General features: G+C 61.7%; 19 protein-coding genes, 4 tRNA genes and 1 riboswitch. Of the genes, 7 read left to right on the top strand and 16 right to left on the bottom strand.

The window, feature by feature from the left end; all coding sequences use genetic code 11:
* Nucleotides 1–4: 4 nt before the first annotated feature.
* The 11 genes from C4J94_RS17935 to uvrB all read right to left on the bottom strand — a co-directional run bounded on the left by C4J94_RS17935 (nt 5) and on the right by uvrB (nt 8,856).
* Nucleotides 5–964 (bottom strand): hypothetical protein, encoded by a 960-nt coding sequence (locus C4J94_RS17935; protein ID WP_124387392.1) that lies wholly within the window; start codon nt 962–964, stop codon nt 5–7.
* Between the two features lie 388 nt (nt 965–1,352).
* Nucleotides 1,353–2,312 (bottom strand): tRNA-dihydrouridine synthase, encoded by a 960-nt coding sequence (locus tag C4J94_RS17940; protein WP_124387393.1) that lies wholly within the window; start codon nt 2,310–2,312, stop codon nt 1,353–1,355.
* A 55-nt stretch (nt 2,313–2,367) separates the two neighbouring features.
* Nucleotides 2,368–2,802 (bottom strand): thioesterase family protein, encoded by a 435-nt coding sequence (locus C4J94_RS17945; protein WP_124387394.1) that lies wholly within the window; start codon nt 2,800–2,802, stop codon nt 2,368–2,370.
* 39 nt (nt 2,803–2,841) lie between these two features.
* Nucleotides 2,842–3,675, bottom strand: a complete 834-nt coding sequence (locus tag C4J94_RS17950) for an alpha/beta hydrolase (RefSeq protein WP_124387395.1) — start codon at nt 3,673–3,675, stop codon at nt 2,842–2,844.
* A 14-nt stretch (nt 3,676–3,689) separates the two neighbouring features.
* Nucleotides 3,690–4,229 carry a TetR/AcrR family transcriptional regulator gene (locus C4J94_RS17955; RefSeq protein ID WP_124387396.1) on the bottom strand — a complete coding sequence of 180 codons (540 nt, stop codon included), beginning with the start codon at nt 4,227–4,229 and terminating at the stop codon, nt 3,690–3,692.
* Between the two features lie 181 nt (nt 4,230–4,410).
* Nucleotides 4,411–4,486 (bottom strand) — tRNA-Glu (locus C4J94_RS17960).
* 79 nt (nt 4,487–4,565) lie between these two features.
* Nucleotides 4,566–4,641, bottom strand: a tRNA-Ala gene (locus C4J94_RS17965).
* A 49-nt stretch (nt 4,642–4,690) separates the two neighbouring features.
* Nucleotides 4,691–4,766 (bottom strand) — tRNA-Glu (locus C4J94_RS17970).
* A gap of 78 nt (nt 4,767–4,844) precedes the next feature.
* Nucleotides 4,845–4,920: transfer RNA gene (locus C4J94_RS17975), tRNA-Ala, on the bottom strand.
* A gap of 147 nt (nt 4,921–5,067) precedes the next feature.
* A complete protein-coding gene (gltX, locus tag C4J94_RS17980) occupies nt 5,068–6,549 on the bottom strand; it encodes a glutamate--tRNA ligase (RefSeq protein WP_046068947.1) in 1,482 nt (493 codons plus the stop codon).
* A 291-nt stretch (nt 6,550–6,840) separates the two neighbouring features.
* On the bottom strand, nt 6,841–8,856 hold the full coding sequence (gene uvrB, locus C4J94_RS17985; RefSeq protein WP_124387397.1) for an excinuclease ABC subunit UvrB: 2,016 nt from the start codon (nt 8,854–8,856) through the stop codon (nt 6,841–6,843).
* A 342-nt stretch (nt 8,857–9,198) separates the two neighbouring features.
* Between uvrB and C4J94_RS17990 the strand changes: the two genes are divergently transcribed.
* Together C4J94_RS17990 and C4J94_RS17995 are read left to right on the top strand one after the other, a co-directional pair.
* Entirely contained in the window at nt 9,199–10,395 is a 1,197-nt protein-coding gene (locus tag C4J94_RS17990; protein ID WP_124387398.1) for an amino acid aminotransferase, read from the top strand.
* A 99-nt stretch (nt 10,396–10,494) separates the two neighbouring features.
* Nucleotides 10,495–10,704, top strand: coding sequence for a hypothetical protein (locus tag C4J94_RS17995; protein WP_005789784.1), 210 nt, complete (start codon nt 10,495–10,497; stop codon nt 10,702–10,704).
* Nucleotides 10,705–10,749: 45 nt separating this feature from the next.
* Here C4J94_RS17995 and C4J94_RS18000 read toward each other — a convergent pair whose 3' ends face one another.
* A complete protein-coding gene (locus C4J94_RS18000; RefSeq protein WP_124387399.1) occupies nt 10,750–11,622 on the bottom strand; it encodes a LysR family transcriptional regulator in 873 nt (290 codons plus the stop codon).
* A 105-nt stretch (nt 11,623–11,727) separates the two neighbouring features.
* On the opposite strand from C4J94_RS18000, the gene C4J94_RS18005 reads away from it, so the two are divergent.
* Nucleotides 11,728–13,119, top strand: coding sequence for an aldehyde dehydrogenase family protein (locus C4J94_RS18005; protein ID WP_124387400.1), 1,392 nt, complete (start codon nt 11,728–11,730; stop codon nt 13,117–13,119).
* Between the two features lie 85 nt (nt 13,120–13,204).
* On the opposite strand, the gene C4J94_RS18010 is transcribed toward C4J94_RS18005, so the two are convergent.
* Nucleotides 13,205–13,507, bottom strand: a complete 303-nt coding sequence (locus C4J94_RS18010; protein WP_124387401.1) for a protealysin inhibitor emfourin — start codon at nt 13,505–13,507, stop codon at nt 13,205–13,207.
* A 28-nt stretch (nt 13,508–13,535) separates the two neighbouring features.
* Entirely contained in the window at nt 13,536–14,597 is a 1,062-nt protein-coding gene (locus tag C4J94_RS18015; RefSeq protein WP_124387402.1) for a M4 family metallopeptidase, read from the bottom strand.
* A gap of 134 nt (nt 14,598–14,731) precedes the next feature.
* Between C4J94_RS18015 and C4J94_RS18020 the strand changes: the two genes are divergently transcribed.
* The 4 genes from C4J94_RS18020 to C4J94_RS18035 all read left to right on the top strand — a co-directional run bounded on the left by C4J94_RS18020 (nt 14,732) and on the right by C4J94_RS18035 (nt 18,780).
* Nucleotides 14,732–15,661 (top strand): DNA/RNA non-specific endonuclease, encoded by a 930-nt coding sequence (locus C4J94_RS18020; RefSeq protein ID WP_124387403.1) that lies wholly within the window; start codon nt 14,732–14,734, stop codon nt 15,659–15,661.
* 37 nt (nt 15,662–15,698) lie between these two features.
* Nucleotides 15,699–15,893: riboswitch (cobalamin riboswitch) on the top strand.
* A 114-nt stretch (nt 15,894–16,007) separates the two neighbouring features.
* Nucleotides 16,008–17,018 (top strand): ABC transporter substrate-binding protein, encoded by a 1,011-nt coding sequence (locus tag C4J94_RS18025; protein WP_124387404.1) that lies wholly within the window; start codon nt 16,008–16,010, stop codon nt 17,016–17,018.
* On the top strand, nt 17,015–18,019 hold the full coding sequence (locus tag C4J94_RS18030; protein WP_124387405.1) for an iron ABC transporter permease: 1,005 nt from the start codon (nt 17,015–17,017) through the stop codon (nt 18,017–18,019). Before C4J94_RS18025 ends, C4J94_RS18030 begins: the two co-directional genes overlap by 4 nt.
* Nucleotides 18,016–18,780, top strand: a complete 765-nt coding sequence (locus C4J94_RS18035; RefSeq protein ID WP_124387406.1) for an ABC transporter ATP-binding protein — start codon at nt 18,016–18,018, stop codon at nt 18,778–18,780. Before C4J94_RS18030 ends, C4J94_RS18035 begins: the two co-directional genes overlap by 4 nt.
* Here the strand turns inward: C4J94_RS18035 and C4J94_RS18040 are convergent.
* Together C4J94_RS18040 and C4J94_RS18045 are read right to left on the bottom strand one after the other, a co-directional pair.
* Nucleotides 18,772–19,734 (bottom strand): alpha/beta hydrolase, encoded by a 963-nt coding sequence (locus C4J94_RS18040; RefSeq protein WP_124387407.1) that lies wholly within the window; start codon nt 19,732–19,734, stop codon nt 18,772–18,774. The genes C4J94_RS18035 and C4J94_RS18040 overlap by 9 nt on opposite strands.
* Nucleotides 19,734–20,174 (bottom strand): TspO/MBR family protein, encoded by a 441-nt coding sequence (locus C4J94_RS18045; protein WP_124387408.1) that lies wholly within the window; start codon nt 20,172–20,174, stop codon nt 19,734–19,736. Before C4J94_RS18045 ends, C4J94_RS18040 begins: the two co-directional genes overlap by 1 nt.
* Nucleotides 20,175–20,373: the final 199 nt, after the last annotated feature.

The following is a 20,373-nucleotide window of genomic DNA, read 5'->3' on the forward strand; positions in this document are numbered from 1 at the left end:
TTCTTTAAAACCTGGAACTTAGCCGATGATTAAAGCGCCCATGCCTGCCAGCAGATCGATCGTCGACAGGGCCAGGACTGGTCAGATCTGGCGTGGGAGCGTCGGGCAATGGCGCTGGCTTGTTATCTGGCAAGACTGCGGGTTGAGGCTTGGTATCCATTGGAACGTTCGGCCTTGGAAAATTACCGGGCAGCACCGGTGGCTGGGGCTTGGCGTCTGGCAATACGGGCGGCTGGGGACGGGTATCTACGGAAACCTTTGGGGTCGGCAATCGCTCCGGCAATACTTTTCCATCAGGGCAGTGGCAATGGCTGACGACCACATTCACCTGTACGTTCGCCTTGGGGTCGTTGTTCACGCTGACCTCAGGCTTGGGCACCGTTGGCGGGAATGGCAGCGGGCGCGGCTTATTACCGTCAGGCACCAAGACCGGCAAATCGCTGGGTTTCGGCAGCACCGGCGACTTGTCCACATCCGGCTTGGTGAGTTCTTTACCGGCGTCCGGCACCACCGGCAGCGTGCCTGCATCCGGTTTGGTCAGCTCCTTGCGGGTGTTCGGCAGCACTGGCAGCTTATCTACACCCGGCTTAGTCGGTTCCTTGCTGGTATCCGGTTTCACCAGCAGCTTGCCCGCATCCGGCCTGGCCAGCTCCTTGTTGGTATCCGGTGTGATCGGCAGTTTGCCTGAGTCGGGCTTGAGCGCAGTTTTGCCCGAAAATATATCGCGCATGGCCTTGAAGATACCTTCGAGCATATCGAATAACTGTGCCAGCGCAGTCTCGGGAGTGACTACCCTATTGTGCAAACCTTGAGTGCCATCGGGGCGCAGTGACGTCTGAGGAGGCGTTGTACCGAGGGACTGAGTATTCGAATCTATAACAGCCTTGTTTTTTGAAACCGCTTGCTGATCAACGGCAGATGTATCGAACTTTGCCATTGGCGGAGTGTTAATCGACATAGACATTCGCAATATTCCTTTACTTCATACAACCTGACCTATTACTGGCCAGAGGGAGTGATAGTTTTATGACTGAATAACAACAGTGCTGCATCACAGTCCCTCCATTCGTGGAGAGTTAGGCTATCCAGTTCCGCAAATCGCAGTTCATATAAGCAAACCAAAGCGCATTATCAGACATTGCCTCATGGACAACTTCCACCACGCCTTGATTCATGGCTTTGTTGACACTCAAGCGTGGTCACATGCGCTAATACTCGGTAGGCGTGTCACTCGTCGATAACATTGCACGCGTTTACTCGTCGCTCACTTGTGTTAACTCGCCGACGAAAAAAAGGCGCCTGCAGTGGCGCCTTCATGGGTACTAGCGATAAAAACGTGTAATTGACTGACTTCAGGCAACCATGGGATGAGGCATTCCCAGCAGGCGACTGACCTGCTCCAGGTCGGTCTCGCGGCGCATCGCCGTAAACAGCTCCACCGCTTCAGGGTAGTTGCGCGTCAGCATCGCCAGCCACTGCTTCAAACGGCCGGGCGCCTGGCGCTCAGTCAATTGCGCCACCGATTGGGTCCAGAATTCCTGGAGCATCGGCTGCATCTGGGTCCAGGTCATCTCCACCACCTCTTGCCCTGCGCGCGCCGCCGCGATCTGCCGCGCCAGGTCGGGGCGCGCCACCAGGCCGCGGCCCAGCATGATGTCTTCGGCGCCGCTGACTTCGCGGCAGCGTTTCCAGTCTTCGACGCTCCAGATGTCACCATTGGCAAACACCGGCACCTTGACCACGTCCTGCACACGCGGGATCCACTCCCAATGGGCCGGCGGCTTGTAGCCATCGGTTTTGGTACGCGCATGTACCACGATATGCGCGGCTCCGCCTTCGGCCAACGCCGTGGCGCAGACCAGCGCACCATCCGGGCTGTCGAAGCCCAGGCGCATCTTGGCGGTTACCGGGATGTGGGCAGGGACTGCGCGGCGAACATGCTCGACGATCCGGTTGAGCAGCTCCGGCTCCTTGAGCAGTACTGCACCGCCGCGGGACTTATTGACGGTCTTGGCCGGGCAGCCAAAGTTGAGGTCGATCACCTGCGACCCCAACTCGCAGGCCAATGCGGCGTTTTCCGCCAGGCATACCGGGTCAGAGCCCAGCAATTGAACGCGCAGCGGCACGCCCGCCGCGGTATGGGCGCCGTGCAACAGTTCCGGGGCGAGCTTGTAGAAATAGGCAGGGGTGAGCAAGCGGTCATTGACGCGGATAAATTCGGTCACGCACCAGTCGATACCGCCCACGCGGGTCAACACGTCCCGCAGGATGTTGTCGACCAACCCCTCCATGGGCGCCAAAGCAATTTGCATGGAAAACACTCAACAAAAATCGTGGCGCAGTTTACTGGGTTTCCCGCAACAACCGTTAACCCCCTGTCAGCGCAGGCCCATAACCCTCGACAAACTCGGCAGGCATGCGTTTGGGTCGGCCGCTGGACAGTTCGATGCACACAAAGGTGGTTTGCGCGCGCAGCAGGGTGGCGCCGTCACGCGGGCGTACCAGCTGGAAACGCCGCGTCATCTTCAGACGTTGGTCCCAGTCGACGATCCACGTGGCCAGTTGCAGTTCATCGCCTTCGTAGCCGGCCGCCAGGTAGTCAATCTCGTGACGCACCACAGCCATGGCACGGTCCAGGCGCCGGTACTCGGTGAGGTCCAGCCCCAAGCGCTGGGAATGACGCCAGGCGCAACGCTCCAGCCAGGAGACATACACCGCGTTATTGGCGTGCCCGAGGCCGTCGATGTCCTCAGGGGCGACCTGCAGATCGATAATGAACGGCGTTGCCAAATCCCAGCCCATGCCTTGCTCCAGTCGATTGATGTCGGCGGGCGCAGTGTATCAGGCGGTTTGGCGCTGCTGTAAATGGCAGCTCGCCAACAGGGTGAGCACGCCTTCGATCACGCGCGGGTCGGCCAGGACCTTCTGATGCCCGCCCTGCTCCAGCCGCAGCAGCCGGCTGTCGAACCAGGCCTCATGAATAGCTAGAGAGGCCTTGACCGGGACGAACGTATCGTCTTCTGCATGCACGATCAGGCCGGGGAGATTCATGTGGTAGTGCGCGACGTCCAGGTGCTTGAGCGGCATGCCGAAGGCCAGCTCGACCTCCTGGATGAATGCCGAACGTGCGCGCGGTGGCAACCCCATCATTCGGGTGAAACCGCGCAGTACGTCCAGGAACCGCGACGGCGCAGCGATACTCACCAACGCCTGCGTGCGCAGCCCCAATTGCACGGCCAGCATCGCGCTGGCGCCGCCCATCGAATGGCCGACCACCGCGTGCAGCGGGGGCAGCTCAGCCGCCGCCTCCAGCATGGCCCGCGCGAACAGCAGCACATGCGCTTCTCGCCCCGGCGAATGCCCATGGGCCGGGCCGTCCAGCGCAATCACCGAATAGCCGTTATCCACCAACGCCGTGATCAGGCTGGCGAACTGCGTGGGCCGCCCTTCCCAACCGTGCATCAGCAACACTGCAGGCCCCTGGCCCCAGCGCAGCGCCGAGAGGCCGAAACGCAGGGTAATGCGCTCCGACTGCGCCAGTAACGGCAGCTCCCACTCACGCGGTGGCAGCTCGCGGGGCGTCATGAAGGTGCGACGCATGCTGTTGGCCACCGTTTGCGGTGCAAGCCGGCCAACAGTGCGATTGAAGCCACGAACCCAGGTCAAGCTGCCCATGCTCTGAACCCTCTTCAGCGTACCGCCGACTTGGCAGCGCGCAACACGCGATCGGACAGCTCGCCCGGACCCAGGGCCCGCGCCAGCGTCAGGCCGCCGACCATCAGCGCCATGTCGGCCAGAGCCTTGTCGGTATCCTCCGGGCTGGCCGCCAGTTGGGCCGCCATCAACTCGCAGTGTTCGCTCAACACCTGACGAAATGCGTCCGGCAAACGGCCCATCTCGCCGACAGTCGCAGGAAGCGGGCACGCCTGGGCGGTGGAGTCGCGGTGTTTGCGCGACAGGTAAAACGCCGCCACCAGGCTTCTGCGCTCTTCGCCGGACAGCTGCGAGTCGACTTCTTCGATCGCCGCGCGGCGCTTGGCCAGCAATTTAGTGAACGCTTCCAGCATCAGCGCATCCTTGCTTTCAAAGTGCGCGTAAAAACCACCCACCGTCAGCCCCGCCGCCCCCATGACCTCACCGACGCTCGGCTCAGCCGGGCCACGCTGGATCAATGCCGAGCTGGCAGCCTGCAAAATACGTTCGCGAGTTTGTGCTTTCTTATCGCTCATCAAAGCCTCCGTCTCTCGTGGAGTAATATTATTACCATAATAATATTGCGCAAGCGACTAGCATGACCATTGGTCAGAACAGAAGAAAGGAAGTGAGCAAAGAATTGGCCAAACGCCAGACAAACAAAAGGGCCATTCAATAATTGAATGACCCTTAAAAATCCCGCAAAGCGGGTAATCGTGGCGTCCCCTAGGGGACTCGAACCCCTGTTACCGCCGTGAAAGGGCGGTGTCCTAGGCCACTAGACGAAGGGGACACAAACCTTCTGTACAGTGATCAGCGCTGAGTGCTGATCGATTCAAGGACGGTGTGGCCGCAACCTTGAACCTGTAAATTGGTGGAGCTAAACGGGATCGAACCGTTGACCTCTTGCATGCCATGCAAGCGCTCTCCCAGCTGAGCTATAGCCCCGATTTTTCGCCTGGCGGCGCAGCAGACCTTTCGAGCTGCTTGTTGAAACTGGCGTCCCCTAGGGGACTCGAACCCCTGTTACCGCCGTGAAAGGGCGGTGTCCTAGGCCACTAGACGAAGGGGACAAAACCTTCTGTACAACTGATCGGCGCTGAGTGCCGATCGATTCAAGGACGGTGTGGCCAGACCTTGAACCTGTAAATTGGTGGAGCTAAACGGGATCGAACCGTTGACCTCTTGCATGCCATGCAAGCGCTCTCCCAGCTGAGCTATAGCCCCTCATCGGTGAGGACGGGGCGAATCTTAATGGCGGTTTGGAAACGTGTCAAATTTATTTTCAACAATTTTCAAAATTTTTTGCCGGGATAACAATCACTTACCGTCGAAACCCCGGAAAACCGGGGTTTCGTCCTTACCACCGTCTGTTTACGCAATAGCGCCCAACAGCTTTTCCCACTCTTTGTTTTCTTTCTTCGAGACACCGCCAAGCAAATCAAGGGCTTGGCGCAGACGGAAACGCGTGAGGTCCGGGCCGAGGATTTCCATCGCATCGAGCACCGACACCGAACTGGCCTGCCCGGTGATCGCGGCAAACATCAATGGCATGGCATCGCGCAACTTCAGTTCCAGAGACTCGACCACCGCCTGGATCGTCGCGGTGATCGCATCCTTCTCCCACTGGCGCAGGCTTTCGAGCTTCCACAGGATCAGCTGCATCAGCTGGCGTACCTGATCGGCCGAAAGCTTTTTCGATTCAAACAGCTTGGCGTCCGGGTTCACGCCCCCGGCGAAGAAGAAACTGGCCAACGGTGCGACCTGGCTGAACGTCTCCACCCTGCCCTGCACCAGCGGCGCGATTTTCATCATGTATTCGGGGTTGAGCGCCCATTGCTGCACACGGCTGGCGAACTCCTCTACCGGCAGGTCACGCAGCCACTGGCCGTTGAGCCACGACAGCTTCTCGATATCGAAAATCGGACCGCCCAGGGAGACGCGGGACAGGTCGAAGTTATCGACCATTTCCTGCAGCGAAAACTTTTCGCGCTCGTCGGGCATCGACCAGCCCATGCGGCCCAGGTAGTTGAGCATCGCCTCGGGCATGAAGCCCATGCGCTCGTAGAAGGTCACCGAAGTCGGGTTCTTGCGCTTGGACAGCTTGCTCTTGTCCGGGTTACGCAGCAGCGGCATGTAGCACAGCTGCGGCTGTTCCCAACCGAAGTACTCGTAGAGCAGGATCAGCTTGGGCGCCGATGGCAGCCACTCTTCGCCGCGCAGCACGTGGGTGATGCCCATCAGGTGGTCATCCACCACGTTGGCCAGGAAGTACGTCGGCAAGCCGTCGGTCTTCATCAGCACCTGCATGTCCATGCGATCCCACGGGATCTCGACGTCGCCGCGCAGCATGTCCGGCACCACGCATACGCCTTCGCTCGGCACTTTCATGCGGATCACATGGGGCTCGCCGGCAGCCAGGCGCGCGGCCACTTCTTCTTTGGACAACAGCAGCGCGCGGCCATCGTAGCGTGGGGTTTCGCCACGGGCCTGTTGCTCGGCGCGCATCTGGTCCAGCTCTTCAGCGGTGCAGAAGCAGGGGAATGCATGACCCATGTCCACCAGTTGCTGGGTGTACTGCTTGTAGATGTCGCTGCGCTCGCTCTGACGATACGGGCCGTGAGGGCCGCCGACATCCGGGCCTTCCGCCCAGGTGATGCCGAGCCAGCGCAGGGCATCGAAAATCTGCTGCTCCGACTCACGGGTGGAGCGCAGTTGATCGGTGTCTTCGATCCGCAGGATGAATTCACCGCCATGCTGCTTGGCAAAGCAGTAGTTGAACAAGGCGATGTAAGCAGTGCCGACGTGGGGATCCCCAGTAGGCGATGGCGCAATGCGCGTGCGGACGGTGGTCATGGCAGGTCTCGAATGGGCGATAAAACTGAAAATTGAAACAAGGGGCGAATGGTAACAGCCTGGGTGATTTCTGGAAAACCGAGGCGCGGCCATCGGGGGCAAGCCCCCTCCCACATTTGAATGCGTTCACACATCAAAAAGGTGTGCAAAGGGGTTTGCCCTTGATGAGGCCAGCCCCGTCACCGCCAATCAGACAGCCAGCAACCTGCCGTCTCCCCCATCTCGATTTGTGAACACTTTCAAATGTGGAAGGGGGCTTGCCCCCGATGAGGCCAGCCCAGTCACCGCCAATCAGACAGCCAGCAACCGCTCACGCAGCTTGCCAATCTCATCACGCGTCTGCGCCGCGGCCTCGAACTCGAGATCCCGCGCCAGTTGGTACATTTTCTCCTCCAACTGCCGAATCCGCTTGGTGATCTCACTCGGCGAGCGCAGTTCGTTCTCGTACTTGGCGCTTTCCTCCGCCGCCTTGGCCATGCCCTTGCGCTTCTTGCTGCGCGAGCCGGGCACGGTGGCGCCTTCCATGATGTCGGCGACATCCTTGAACACACCTTTGGGGGTGATGCCATGTTCCAGGTTGAACGCAATCTGCTTCTCGCGACGGCGCTCGGTCTCGCCAATCGCCCGCTCCATGGACCCCGTGATGCGGTCCGCATACAGGATCGCCCGGCCGTTGAGGTTACGTGCCGCCCGGCCGATGGTCTGGATCAGCGAGCGCTCGGAGCGCAGGAAGCCCTCCTTGTCCGCGTCCAGGATCGCCACCAGCGACACCTCCGGCATGTCCAGGCCTTCGCGCAGCAGGTTGATGCCCACCAGTACATCAAAGGTACCCAGGCGCAGATCACGGATGATTTCCACGCGCTCCACGGTGTCGATATCAGAGTGCAGGTAACGCACGCGCACGCCGTGGTCGGCCAGGTAGTCGGTCAAATCTTCGGACATGCGCTTGGTCAGGGTGGTGACCAGCACACGCTCCTCCAGGGCCACGCGCTTGTTGATTTCCGACAGCAGGTCGTCGACCTGGGTCAGCGCCGGGCGGATTTCGATTTGCGGGTCCACCAGGCCGGTCGGCCGCACCAGTTGCTCGATCACCCGGCCGGCATGTTCGGCCTCGTAGTTGCCAGGCGTCGCGGAGACAAAGATGGTCTGCGGGCTGATCGCCTCCCATTCGTCGAAACGCATCGGCCGGTTATCCAGCGCCGAGGGCAGGCGGAAGCCGTATTCCACCAGGGTTTCCTTGCGGGAACGGTCGCCCTTATACATCGCACCCACTTGCGGCACGCTGACGTGGGACTCGTCGATCACCAGCAAGGCGTCCGGCGGCAGGTAGTCATAGAGTGTCGGCGGCGGCGCGCCGGACTCGCGCCCCGAGAGGTAGCGCGAGTAGTTTTCGATGCCGTTGCAGTAACCCAGCTCCAGGATCATCTCCAGGTCGAAGCGGGTGCGCTGCTCCAGGCGCTGGGCCTCCACCAGCTTGTTATTGGCGCGCAGATACTCCAGGCGCTCGGCCAACTCGACCTTGATGCCCTCGATGGCCCCCATCAGGGTTTCACGTGGGGTCACATAGTGGCTTTTCGGGTAGAAGGTGAAGCGCGGCAGTTTGCGGATCACCTCGCCGGTCAACGGGTCGAAGGCCGACAGGCTTTCGACTTCGTCGTCGAACAACTCGATGCGGATCGCCTCAAGGTCGGATTCGGCCGGGTAGATGTCGATCACATCGCCGCGCACGCGGAACGTGGCGCGGGCAAAGTCCATATCGTTGCGGGTGTACTGCAGGCTCGTCAGGCGGCGCAGCAGTTCGCGCTGGTCGAGTTTGTCGCCACGGTCGACGTGCAGCACCATTTTCAAATAGGTTTCGGGGCTGCCCAGGCCGTAAATGCACGACACCGTGGTGACGATGATCGCATCCTTGCGTTCCAGCAGGGCCTTGGTCGCCGACAGCCGCATTTGCTCGATGTGGTCGTTGATCGACGCATCCTTCTCGATAAACGTATCGGAGGACGGCACGTAGGCTTCCGGCTGATAGTAGTCGTAGTAGGAAACGAAATATTCCACCGCGTTGTTCGGGAAGAACGCCTTGAACTCGCCATACAACTGCGCGGCCAGGGTTTTGTTCGGCGCCAGCACCAGGGTTGGGCGCTGCACCTGCGCGATCACGTTGGCGATGCTGAACGTCTTGCCTGAACCGGTCACCCCAAGCAACGTTTGATGCGCGAGGCCAGCCTCGATGCCTTCGACCATCTGGCGAATGGCTTCCGGTTGATCGCCGGCGGGTTCGAAACGGGTGACGAGCTGGAAATCCGACATAACGTACCTCGTGTGGTCACCCCAGACTCAACACCGCCAGGGACGAAATAGCTCAGCAACCCGCGAAAAGTCATCGCAGGCTGCAGGAAAAAACCATGATAGCCGTAGTAGTGGTGACGAATGTGACCGGTTTCAAGGCAATCGTCCTACCTGCCGTCCGGGTCAATATTGCAATAAGACTAACGGTCGGCAAATAAACCGAAAAACTTGGCCGAAAAGCCATTTCGGCTGTCGCCCTCAGCCGTCATGGCCTCTATACTAGCTCCCCGTTTGTGCACCGCTCTAGTGCAACCGGCTGGAGCGCGACACGTCCCTCCCTTCCCCCATAGAGCTGCCGCAAAAATGAGCCTGTTCTCCGCTGTCGAAATGGCACCACGCGATCCAATCCTGGGCCTCAACGAAGCATTCAACGCTGATACACGAACCACCAAGGTCAACCTTGGCGTGGGCGTTTACTGCGACGAGGGGGGGAAGATTCCACTCTTGCGTGCCGTTGCCGAAGCGGAAGCCATTCGCGTGGCGCAACACGCGGCCCGTGGCTACTTGCCGATTGACGGGATCGCCGCCTACGACAAGGCCGTGCAAACCCTGCTGTTCGGTGCTGATTCGCCGCTGCTCGAAGCCAGTCGCGTGGTCACCGTGCAAGCCGTCGGCGGTACCGGCGCATTGAAAATCGGCGCTGACTTCCTCAAGCAGCTGCTGCCAAACGCCGTCGTCGCCATCAGCGACCCGAGCTGGGAAAACCATCGCGCGCTGTTCGAAACCGCCGGTTTCCCGGTGCAGAACTACCGCTACTACGACGCCGCCACCCACGACGTCAACCGTGCCGGCCTGCTCGAAGACCTCAACGCCCTGCCGCCACAGTCCATCGTGGTACTGCACGCCTGCTGCCATAACCCGACCGGCGTCGACCTGAGCCCGGCCGACTGGCAGAACGTGCTGGACGTGGTCAAGGCCAGGAACCTGGTGCCGTTCCTCGACATGGCCTACCAGGGCTTTGGCGACGGCATCCACGAAGACGCGGCCGCCGTGCGCCTGTTCGCGGAATCGGGCCTGACCTTCTTTGTGTCCAGCTCGTTCTCCAAGTCGTTCTCGCTGTATGGCGAACGCGTGGGCGCATTGTCCATCGTCAGCGACTCCAAGGAAGAAAGCGCGCGCATCCTGTCCCAGGTCAAGCGTGTGATCCGCACCAACTACTCCAACCCGCCGACCCACGGCGCGGCGATCGTTGCCGCGGTGCTGAACAACCCTGAACTGCGCGCCCAGTGGGAAGCGGAACTGGCCGAAATGCGCCTGCGCATCCGCGGCATGCGCGAGCAGATGGTGGCCGAACTGGCCAAGGCGGCTCCGGGCCACGACTTCAGCTTCGTCGGTCGCCAGCGCGGGATGTTTTCCTACTCCGGCCTGAGCGTTGAGCAAGTCACTCGGTTGCGCAGCGAGTTCGGCATCTACGCGCTGGATACCGGGCGTATCTGCGTGGCGGCGCTGAACCAGTCGAACATTGGTGCAGTGACCAAAGCCATCGTTCAGGTGCTGTAAACCTGCAGGCGTCATACGAGGGGGAAGCCAATGGCTTCCCCCTTTTTGTTGGCGAACCACTAGACTGGACACCGACTGCCCTTTTGCTGTGAGAACCCTATGAGAAACGACGACCTGGACCTGCGCGCCGATCGCGACGAACTGCACGACTATGCACCACGTGCGCCCCAAGCCAAGCGCCAGAAAAGCCTGGTGCTGCAAGTGGCACTGGGCGTGTTCCTCGGTGGTCTTGCGTTGTGGCTGGTGCAACTGGGCGCAACAGCAATCATGGCCAAGCTGGCCATGGGCACTCTGCAATTTGGCGGCTGATGAAGATCAAAATGTGGGAGGGGGCAAGCCCCCTCCCACATTGATTCAGGCTGCTACCAAGCCGCGCTCCTCCAGCAGTTTTACGAAGCTGTTCAAACTTTGCGACACCGTGCCCCTGCGCCAGATCAGCCAAGTGTTCAGCACGCGATAGCTGTCTGCCAGCGGCCACACGCTCACCGCCGCAAACCCCGGCATGTTTTCCAGCATGCTGCGCGGCATCAACGCCAGCCCTGCCCCGGCGCTGACGCACGCGAGCATGCCGTGATACGACTCGATCTCGAAGATCTTGCCCGGCATCGCACCATCCTGTGAAAACCAACGCTCAAAGTGATGCCGGTAGGAGCAGTTCGAGCGAAAGGTATAGATATTCTCGCCATTCACCTCCCGCCCCCGCGTGATCGGCGCATGGTGCAGCGGTGCGATCACCACCATTTCTTCCTCGAATACCGCCACGCCTTCCAGAGTGGAGTGCAGCACCGGCCCGTCGACAAAGGCCGCCGTCAGCCGCCCAGACAACACGCCTTCGATCATCGTGCCCGACGGGCCGGTGCTCAGGTCCAGCTCGACCTTGGTGTGCTTCTGGTTATACGCCGCCAACAACGCGGGAATGCGCACCGCCGCGGTACTTTCCAGCGAACCAAGGGCAAACGCGCCCTGGGGCTCCTCCCCCGCCACCGTTGCGCGGGCTTCTTGTACCAGATCGAGAATACGTCGCGCATAGCCGAGGAAATTCCACCCGGCCGGTGACAGGCGCAGGCGGCTCTTCTCGCGAATGAACAACTCCACGCCCAAATCCTGCTCCAACTGCTTGATGCGCGTGGTCAGGTTCGACGGCACCCGATGAATCAACTGCGCGGCGGCGCTGATGCTGCCTTGCTCGGCAACGGCCTTGAAGATTTCCAATTGCACCAGGTCCAAATCATTCTCCAATCGTGAATGTATTGCTTAATATTATTCAGTTTCCAGAAAAGGTACAGCGCCGTACGCTGGGCTCCATTCCAATCATCCCAGCAGGACGGTGCCATGAACGCTATTTCTCACCAGACCCACGCGTTGTCGATCAACCCGGCCAACGGCGAAACCGTTGCCAGCTACGTGTACGAAAGCCCATCGCAGCTGGATGCCGCGCTCGACCGCTCCACCGCTGCCTTCCGCACCTGGCGCCGCCAACCCGTCGGTCAGCGCGCCGAATTGCTGTTGGCCCTGGCCAGCGCGCTGCGTGACCAGGCCGAAGCCATGGCACAGATGATCACCCTGGAAATGGGCAAACCGATTGCCCAGGCCCGCGCCGAAATCGAAAAATGCGCCCAGCTCAGCGAGTGGTACGCAGAGCACGGCCCGGCCATGCTCGCGCCGGAGCCGACGCTGGTGGACAACGGCAGCGCCCAGATCGAATACCGCCCGCTGGGCCCGATCCTTGCCGTGATGCCGTGGAACTTCCCGGTCTGGCAAGTGCTGCGCGGCGCCATACCGACCCTGCTCGCCGGCAACACCTACGTGCTTAAACATGCGCCGAACGTGATGGGCAGCGCCTATCTGATTCAACAGGCGTTCCAAAAGGCCGGCTTCGCTGAAGGCCTGTTCGAGGTGATCAACGTCACCACCGAGGGCGTGTCCAGCGCCATCGCCGACCCACGCATCGCCGCCGTCACCCTCACCGGCAGCGTGCGCGCCGGCATTGCCATCGGCTCCCAGGCCGGTGCAGCCTTGAAGAAATGCGTGCTGGAACTGGGCGGCTCCGATCCGTTCATCGTGCTCAACGACGCCGACCTCGATGCTGCCGTACAAGCCGCACTGATCGGCCGCTTCCAGAACAGCGGCCAAGTCTGCGCTGCTGCCAAACGCTTGATCATCGAAGCCGGTGTGGTCGAAGCCTTTACCGCCAAGTTCCTCGAAGCCAGCCGCAACCTGGTGATGGGCGACCCGACCTCGGCTGCCACCTACATCGGCCCCATGGCGCGCTTCGACCTGCGCGATGAGCTGCACGGCCAGGTCCAGGCCACTCTCGAAGAAGGCGCGACCCTGTTATTGGGCGGCAACAAAGTGGCTGGCGCAGGCAACTATTACGAGCCCACCGTACTGGCAGACGTCACCGACCAGATGACTTCGTTCAGACAGGAACTGTTCGGCCCCGTCGCGTCCATCATCACCGCCCGCGACGCCGACCATGCGGTGGCATTGGCCAACGACAGCGAATTCGGCCTGACCGCCAGTATCTTCACCGCCGACCCGGCGAAAGCGCGGGACATCGCCAACCAACTGGAAACCGGTGGGATATTCGTCAACGCGTTCAGCGTCTCCGACCCTCGGGTGGCGTTTGGTGGCATTAAGAAAAGCGGGTTCGGACGCGAACTGTCGCACTTCGGCGTGCGCGAATTCTGCAATGCGCAGACGGTGTGGTTCGACCGTAAATAAACAGCCCTGGCGTCAACACACATCAAATGTGGGAGAGGGCTTGCCCCCTCCCACATTTGGATCCAGACAGCCCTGAAGGGCCGTATCAACAGCGGATATGCCGGCGCACGCACTGCACCAGCCCATCCAACGCCTGCGGCTTCACCGGCGCCAGGACGCACACCGTGTGTTCACGCTCGCCTTCGGTCACGGTGAGCGTGTAATGCACCTGGCCCGGATTGCCGGAGGGCTGGGTACTTTGCGGCAACTGGAAAAACTTCGATTCCTCGACCAACTGCCGAAGCTCTTGCTGATCCTGCTCGGGCAGTGCATCAAGCTCCACGCTGCGAGGCTGGGCCAGGCCCGGAAAGAACGCCGGGCCGCCGTTTTCCTTGATCGAGATTCGCATCGCTGTTCCTCACCGCCCTGGCGGATTGTCAGACGTTGATACCCACCGCTTTCCAACCTTCCTTCACGGCCTTCTGCTCATCCTTGTTCGCGCCATACAGACGCCCGGCAACATCGTACGTGATACGTGCAAAACGCAGAAACCCCGAGTTCGGCCGCAACCTGGCATCGCGCAACGCGTCATACCAGATGCGCCCCGCGCGCTCCCAGGCAAAGCCGCCGATCCGGGTGGCGACTTGATAGAACGCATGGTTGGGAATGCCGGAGTTGATATGCACGCCGCCATTGTCGTCATAGGTCTGCACAAAGTCATCCATGTGCCCCGGCTGAGGGTCCTTGCCCAGCAACTTGTCGTCAAACGCGGTGCCGGGCGCCTTCATCGAGCGCAGCGCGGTGCCTTTGATCTTTTTCGTAAACAGCCCCTTGCCGATCAGCCAGTCGGCGTCTTCAGCTTTCTGCTGCAATGCATATTGCTTGATCAATGAGCCGAACACGTCCGACAGCGATTCGTTCAACGCACCGGACTGGTTGAAGTACATCAGCTTGGCTTCATCCTCGGTGACCCCGTGGGCCAGTTCATGGCCTATCACGTCGAGCGCTACGGTGAAACGGTTGAACAGCTGCTGGTCGCCATCGCCAAAGACCATCTGGGTCGAATTCCAGAACGCATTGTTGTAGTCCTGGCCGAAGTGCACGGTGGCATCCAGGGCCATGCCGGCATCGTCGATGGAATTGCGGTCGAAGACCTGGTCGAAAAAGTCGAAGGTCGCGCCCAGGCCGTCATAGGCCTCGTCCACCGCAGCATCACCGCTGGCCGGTTGCCCTTCGCCGCGGATCAGCTTGCCCGGCAGGCTGTCGGTGTTTTCGGCGCTGTAGATCGAGCGCTGTTTCTCGGCGCCGGCCGCTAGCGCCATGCGCGCCGGGCCTTTGGCGGGTACGGCGACCATGCGCAACGAGCGGAACGTGCTGTCCTTGGCGCGCGTGCGCAGCGCGACCTCCCGTTGCGCTTTATCGCCGTGGCGCGCGATCTGGTCGAGCATGTACGGCGGGATCAGGCAGAAAATCGGATTACGCGGTTGGCGAACACACATAAGCTGGCTCCTTTTTGGCGTGTGGTGAACGGCCGGTTAACGAGTTCAGGATAGACCCGAGTCTGCCGCCTGGGCCAAATTGTCATGAAATCATGTTGCAGTCGTGTTTATCCGATACCCATGAGGAATACCCAATGCCCACACGCAACGTCAAAATCGACCTGGCCTACCGCCCAAGGCTGGCTGACCTTCGGCCCTTGATCACGCCCACGCGCTCCCTGCTGGAAGCCAGGGCCACGGCGCCACGCGTCACCGCAGCCAAGGACCTGCAAGACCGCCGCGGCTACGCCGAGGATTTTCTCGGCAGCTTCGGGGTGCCCTGGCCCACGCTGGACCCGGCCCAGGCAAGCGACGCCCAGCCCGGGCGCCTGGACTACACGCACTTTTCCATCAGCATGTCGCGCTCCCGACGGCTGGCCCTGTGTGTCGGCGTCAACATCGACGGCGCAAAACACGTGGATATCGTGCGCAGCAACGACACTTGGGCCTACGATGGTCGCCTGCCCATCGACGCCCAGGTGGGCGAAGACCTTTACGCCGGCAATGGCCTCGACCGTGGCCACCTGGTGCGGCGCCAGGACCCCAACTGGGGCGACGACGCGAACACCGCCAATGGCGACACGTTCCACTTCACCAACTGCTCGCCGCAGATGAGCGGCTTCAACCAGAAGACCTGGCTGGAACTGGAAGACTACATTCTCGACAACAACCAGCGCTGGAAAGCCCGCGCCAGCGTATTTACCGGCCCGGTGTTCGCCGACGACGACCGCCTGTACCGTGGCGTGAAAATCCCCAAGGCGTTCTGGAAAGTCGTGGCCTACCTCAGCGACGACGGCAAACCCTCGGCCAGCGCCTACATGATCGACCAGAGCCGCGAACTGGGCCAACTGGACCTGGTGTTCGGCCCGCTCAGGACCTACCAGCGCAGCGTGATCCAGATCGAACAGTTGACCGGCATCCACTTCGGCAACCTCGCCGACTACGACGGCTTCAGCAACGAAGAGCGCGCCACGGGAACGCGCATCGAAGCGCTGATCCGCGAGCCTGGGGATATCCGCCTGTGACCGGTGTCACTTCGACCTCCCTCTCAAGGGCCGAATCAACTACCATAGCGCCGCCGGTTCCCCCACGGGACTAATAGGGAATTCGAAACGCCGCCCGCGACGTCAATCGAAACTGCCCCCGCAACTGTAGGTGCCGAGCCTGCTCCCCACTGCCACTGGACATTGTCCGGGAAGGCCGGAGCATGGCGACGACGCATCAGTCAGGAGACCTGCCGGCCCAGTGACTGACTAACCGGCGGGGTGTCCGGGAAGGCCATCCTTGCCCTGCCCGGCCGGCAGCGCTCGTGGGTGTTTTTCCGTACCGTACCTCCCCTGCTTCACCTACGGTTCAAACGGAGATTGCCCCATGCTGCCACGCATTACGGCCCTGATCATCGGCCTGGGTTGCTGTGCCCTGGCCCAAGCGGCGCCTACCCACTTCCCGCTGACGCTGGAAAACTGCGGCAACCCCATCACGTTTCAGCAAGCGCCAGCGCGCAGCGTGACCATTGGCCAGGCCGCCACCGAGATGCTGTATGCGTTGGGCGTAGGCGATAAAGTGGTCGGCACCTCGCTGTGGTTCAACGATGTTTTGCCGCAGTACAAGGCGCAGAACGACAACGTCGAGCGCCTGGCCAATAACGAACCGAGCTTCGAAGCGGTGATCGCCAAGCGCCCGCAACTGGTGGCCGCCGAGCTGGAATGGGTGGTCGGCCCCCAAGGCGTAGTGGGCACCCGCGAACAGTTTCACGAGCTGAACATCCCCACTTACCTGCTACCTTCGGACTGCGAAGCCAAGGACAATCGGGTGGGCGCCGACGGCACGCGACTGGAAGCGTTCCGTATCGAGACTATCTACAAGAGCCTCAGCCAACTGGCCGAGATCTTCGACGTGCAAGCTCGCGGCCAGCAGCTTACCGACCAACTCAAGGCGCGCCTGGCCACATCCATTGCCACCGCGCAGCGCAAAGGTTTGAAGCAGGCCAGCGCACTGGTGTGGTTTTCCAGCGCAGAAATGGCCAGCGACCCGTACGTGGCGGGCCACAAAGGCGTTCCCGAACTCATGCTGCAAACCCTCGGTCTGCGCAACGTGGTGCAGTCCGATGAAGAATGGCCTGCCGTCGGCTGGGAAACCATCGCCAAGGCCAACCCCACCTTTCTGGTGATCGCGCGCATGGACCGCCGCCGCTATCCCGCCGACGACCATGAAAAGAAACTGGCCTTCCTGCGCAGCGATCCGGTGACCCGCAACATGGACGCGGTAAAGCACAACCGCATCATCATCCTCGATGCCCTGGCGCTGCAGGCCAGCCTGCGCACCTTCGATGGCCTTGAACAACTGTCTGCCGCCATCGACGGCTACGACCTGCCGCAATGATACGGACCCTGCTCGCCCTCACGCTGCTGTTGGTCGCCCTGCTTGCCGGTGTGGCCATCGGCGAAACCGCCATCTCGCCGCAGGTGGTGCTGCAGGTGCTCGCCAACAAACTCTGGGCGGCCGGCTACGCACTCGACCCCATCGATGAAGGCGTGGTGTGGAACTACCGCCTGACCCGCGCCCTGGTCGCCGGCGCCTGTGGTGCGGGCCTGGCGACCTGTGGGGTGATCCTGCAATCATTGCTGCGCAACCCGTTGGCCGACCCTTACCTGCTGGGCATCAGCGCCGGCGCTTCGACCGGTGCGGTGCTGATTGCGTTGATCGGCGTGGGCGGCGGTTTGATTTCGTTGTCGGCCGGCGCATTCGTCGGTGCCATGGCCGCGTTCGCGCTGGTGATTCTGTTGGCGCGGGCCAGCGGCTCGTCCAGCGGCACCGGGCAGATCATCCTCGCCGGCATCGCCGGCTCGCAGCTGTTCAATGCGCTCACCGCGTTCCTGATCACCAAATCCGCCAGCTCCGAACAGGCGCGCGGCATCATGTTCTGGCTGTTGGGCAACCTCAGCGGCGTGCGTTGGCCATCGGTGTGGCTGGCGGTGCCGGTGGCGCTCGCGGGGCTGGTGGTGTGTTTGTGGCATCGGCGTGCACTGGATGCGTTTACCTTCGGCACCGATTCGGCGGCCTCCCTCGGCATCCCGGTGCGGCGCGTGCAGTTTGTCCTGGTGGGCTGCGCGGCGGTGGTGACGGCGGTGATGGTGTCGATTGTCGGCTCTATCGGGTTTGTCGGGCTGGTGATCCCCCATGCCGCACGCTTGATACTCGGCACCGCGCACTCGCGTTTGTTGCCCGCCAGCGCCCTGGGCGGCGCGTTGTTTCTGATCGCCGCCGATGTGCTGTCGCGCACCCTGATCAAAGGCCAGGTGATTCCAGTGGGCGTGGTCACCGCACTGGTGGGTGCGCCAGTATTTGCGCTGATCCTGATTGGCCGGAGAAACGCGCGATGAATGTATTGAGTTGCAGCGGGCTGGGCTTCAGGGTGCGTGAGGCGCAGCTGTTGCGCGACATTAACCTGCAGGTCGCGTCGGGTGAAACCCTGGGCATCGTCGGCCCGAATGGGTCGGGCAAGTCGACCTTGCTCAAGTTGCTCGCGGGGTTGCGTACACCGGCCAACGGCGAGGTACGCCTGGGCGATCAGCGTTTAGGCGACTTGTCCCGCCGCACTATCGCGCAGCAAATGGCCGTGGTGGAGCAACAGGCCGATACCGACGACGCCATCCGCGTGTTCGATGCCGTTGCCCTGGGCCGTACGCCATGGCTGTCGGCGCTGAGCCCATGGTCGAGCGAAGATGACGCCATCGTACGCCAGGCCCTGCACGACGTGGACGCCACCCACCTGAGCCACCGCGCCTGGCGCAGCCTCTCCGGCGGCGAACGCCAGCGCGTGCATATCGCCCGCGCATTGGCGCAGCGGCCGCAGATTCTGCTGCTGGACGAGCCGACCAACCACTTGGATATCCAGCACCAACTGACGATTCTCAAAGGCGTGCAAGCGCTACCGGTTACCACTCTGATTGCCTTGCACGATCTCAACCAGGCGCTGACCTGTGATCGCCTGGCCGTGCTGGATCGTGGGCGATTGGTGGCGCTGGGCACGCCACTGCAGGTACTGACACCGGAGCGGTTACAAGAGACATTCGGCGTGCAGGGGCATTACCTGACAGATCCATTCGACGGTGCGCAGATTCTGCGCCTGCGTTCAACCTGAGCCCGAAGGCGTCGAAGGTTGCGAGAGCGCACCAGGGTGTTGCAGACGCGCCGTTATCCACCCACGGCTGTACACCAATACGCGGTCTGCCATCGCCACGGGAAAATGAATGAACCCATGAGCCGATTCGGGCAACAGATGCGCTTCAACGTTTGCCCAGCGCTCGGCGATCAGCAGCGTGTCGTCCTTGAGCGGGTCAAGCTCGCCTACGAACATCAGCGCCGGTGGCATGCCTGCAAAGTCCCCATACAAGGGTGATAACGGCGGCTGGCGACGCTCTTCATCGGTGATCCCCGGTGTGAGCAAGCGCAGCGCCGTTACCATGCCCGGACCATCCAGCAACAGGGTCTGCGGCCCGGCAGTGCGCACGCTCGGCGTCCCGGTCAGGTCATAAACGCCGTAGTACAACACCGCGCCACTGACGCGCTTGAGCAACGGCGGCCACTGCTTGAGCGCCAGCAACGTCGCCGCCGCCAGGTGCCCACCGGCCGACTCACCGACAAAAACCACCGGCAAATCGGCAAACTCGGGGCAGTCCTCCAGGAGCCAGCGCGCGGCAGCCAGGCAGTCTTCCAGCAGCCCTTCCACCGGCGTGTTGACGGCCAGCCGATAGTCCACCGACACCACCGCCACGTCGCACGCGCGTACCATGCCCAGGTTGAGGTCGTCATTCATCTGCGCATTGCCGATCACCCAGCCGCCGCCGTGGATGTCCAGCACCACGCCTTTGGGCGTACCGGCCGGCCGCAGGATGCGCACCGGCACGGAGCCGACCAGCCGGCGCTCCACCACCGGCGCCTTCTTGAACCGTTGGCCCGTGCGCAGCAGCGCCTGGATCAGCCGCGGCGTGACGCGGTTGCGCACCTTGAAGCGGGGCATCCACGCCAGCGTTTGATTGAAGCGGCGCATCTGCGCCAGCTCGGGCTCGCTGGCGGGCCAGTGTTGGTAAGCCATCAGCGATTGTTACGCAGGATCGAGAAATTCAACGCCGCCGCCACACACAGCCAGGCCAGGTACGGGAACAGGATCAAGCCGGTGATCAGGTCCAAACGCACCGCGAGCACCACCATCGCCGCCACGGTCAGCCACAGCAGCACAATGATCACCATCCCCGCGAGCAAGCGATGCGCGCCGAAGAACACCGGCGTCCACAGCGTATTCAACGCAATCTGCGCCGCCCACAGTGCCAACACCGTTTCACTGCCGGGGATCAGGCTCAAGCGGTAACCGGCCCAGGCCAACAGCAGATAGATGATCGTCCACGCCACCGGGAACAACCAATTGGGCGGAGTGAAGCCGGGCTTGACCAGGGATTCGTACCAGGCGCCGGGTTTGAAAATCACACCAGTACTGGCGGCGGCGGCGCAGGCGAGCAGGAAAATGAAGAAGGTCATGATCGGTCCTTGAGGTCGAGTGGGTGGAAAGCAACGCTCTGCTTTCAATGACTCAAACTAGCGCAGATAAATTCAATGTACGCCCCAAAAATGACAGGCAGGCCGTCGCTTCCCCACGTCATGAAGCCAAAACCACTGCGGCGCCCATAGGGGACTGGCTGTGTCAGCGGGATCGTGATTTTTCAGGGCCATCGAGACG

Origin of the sequence: Pseudomonas sp. R5-89-07, from assembly GCF_003851685.1 — a bacterium.
GTDB lineage: Bacteria > Pseudomonadota > Gammaproteobacteria > Pseudomonadales > Pseudomonadaceae > Aquipseudomonas.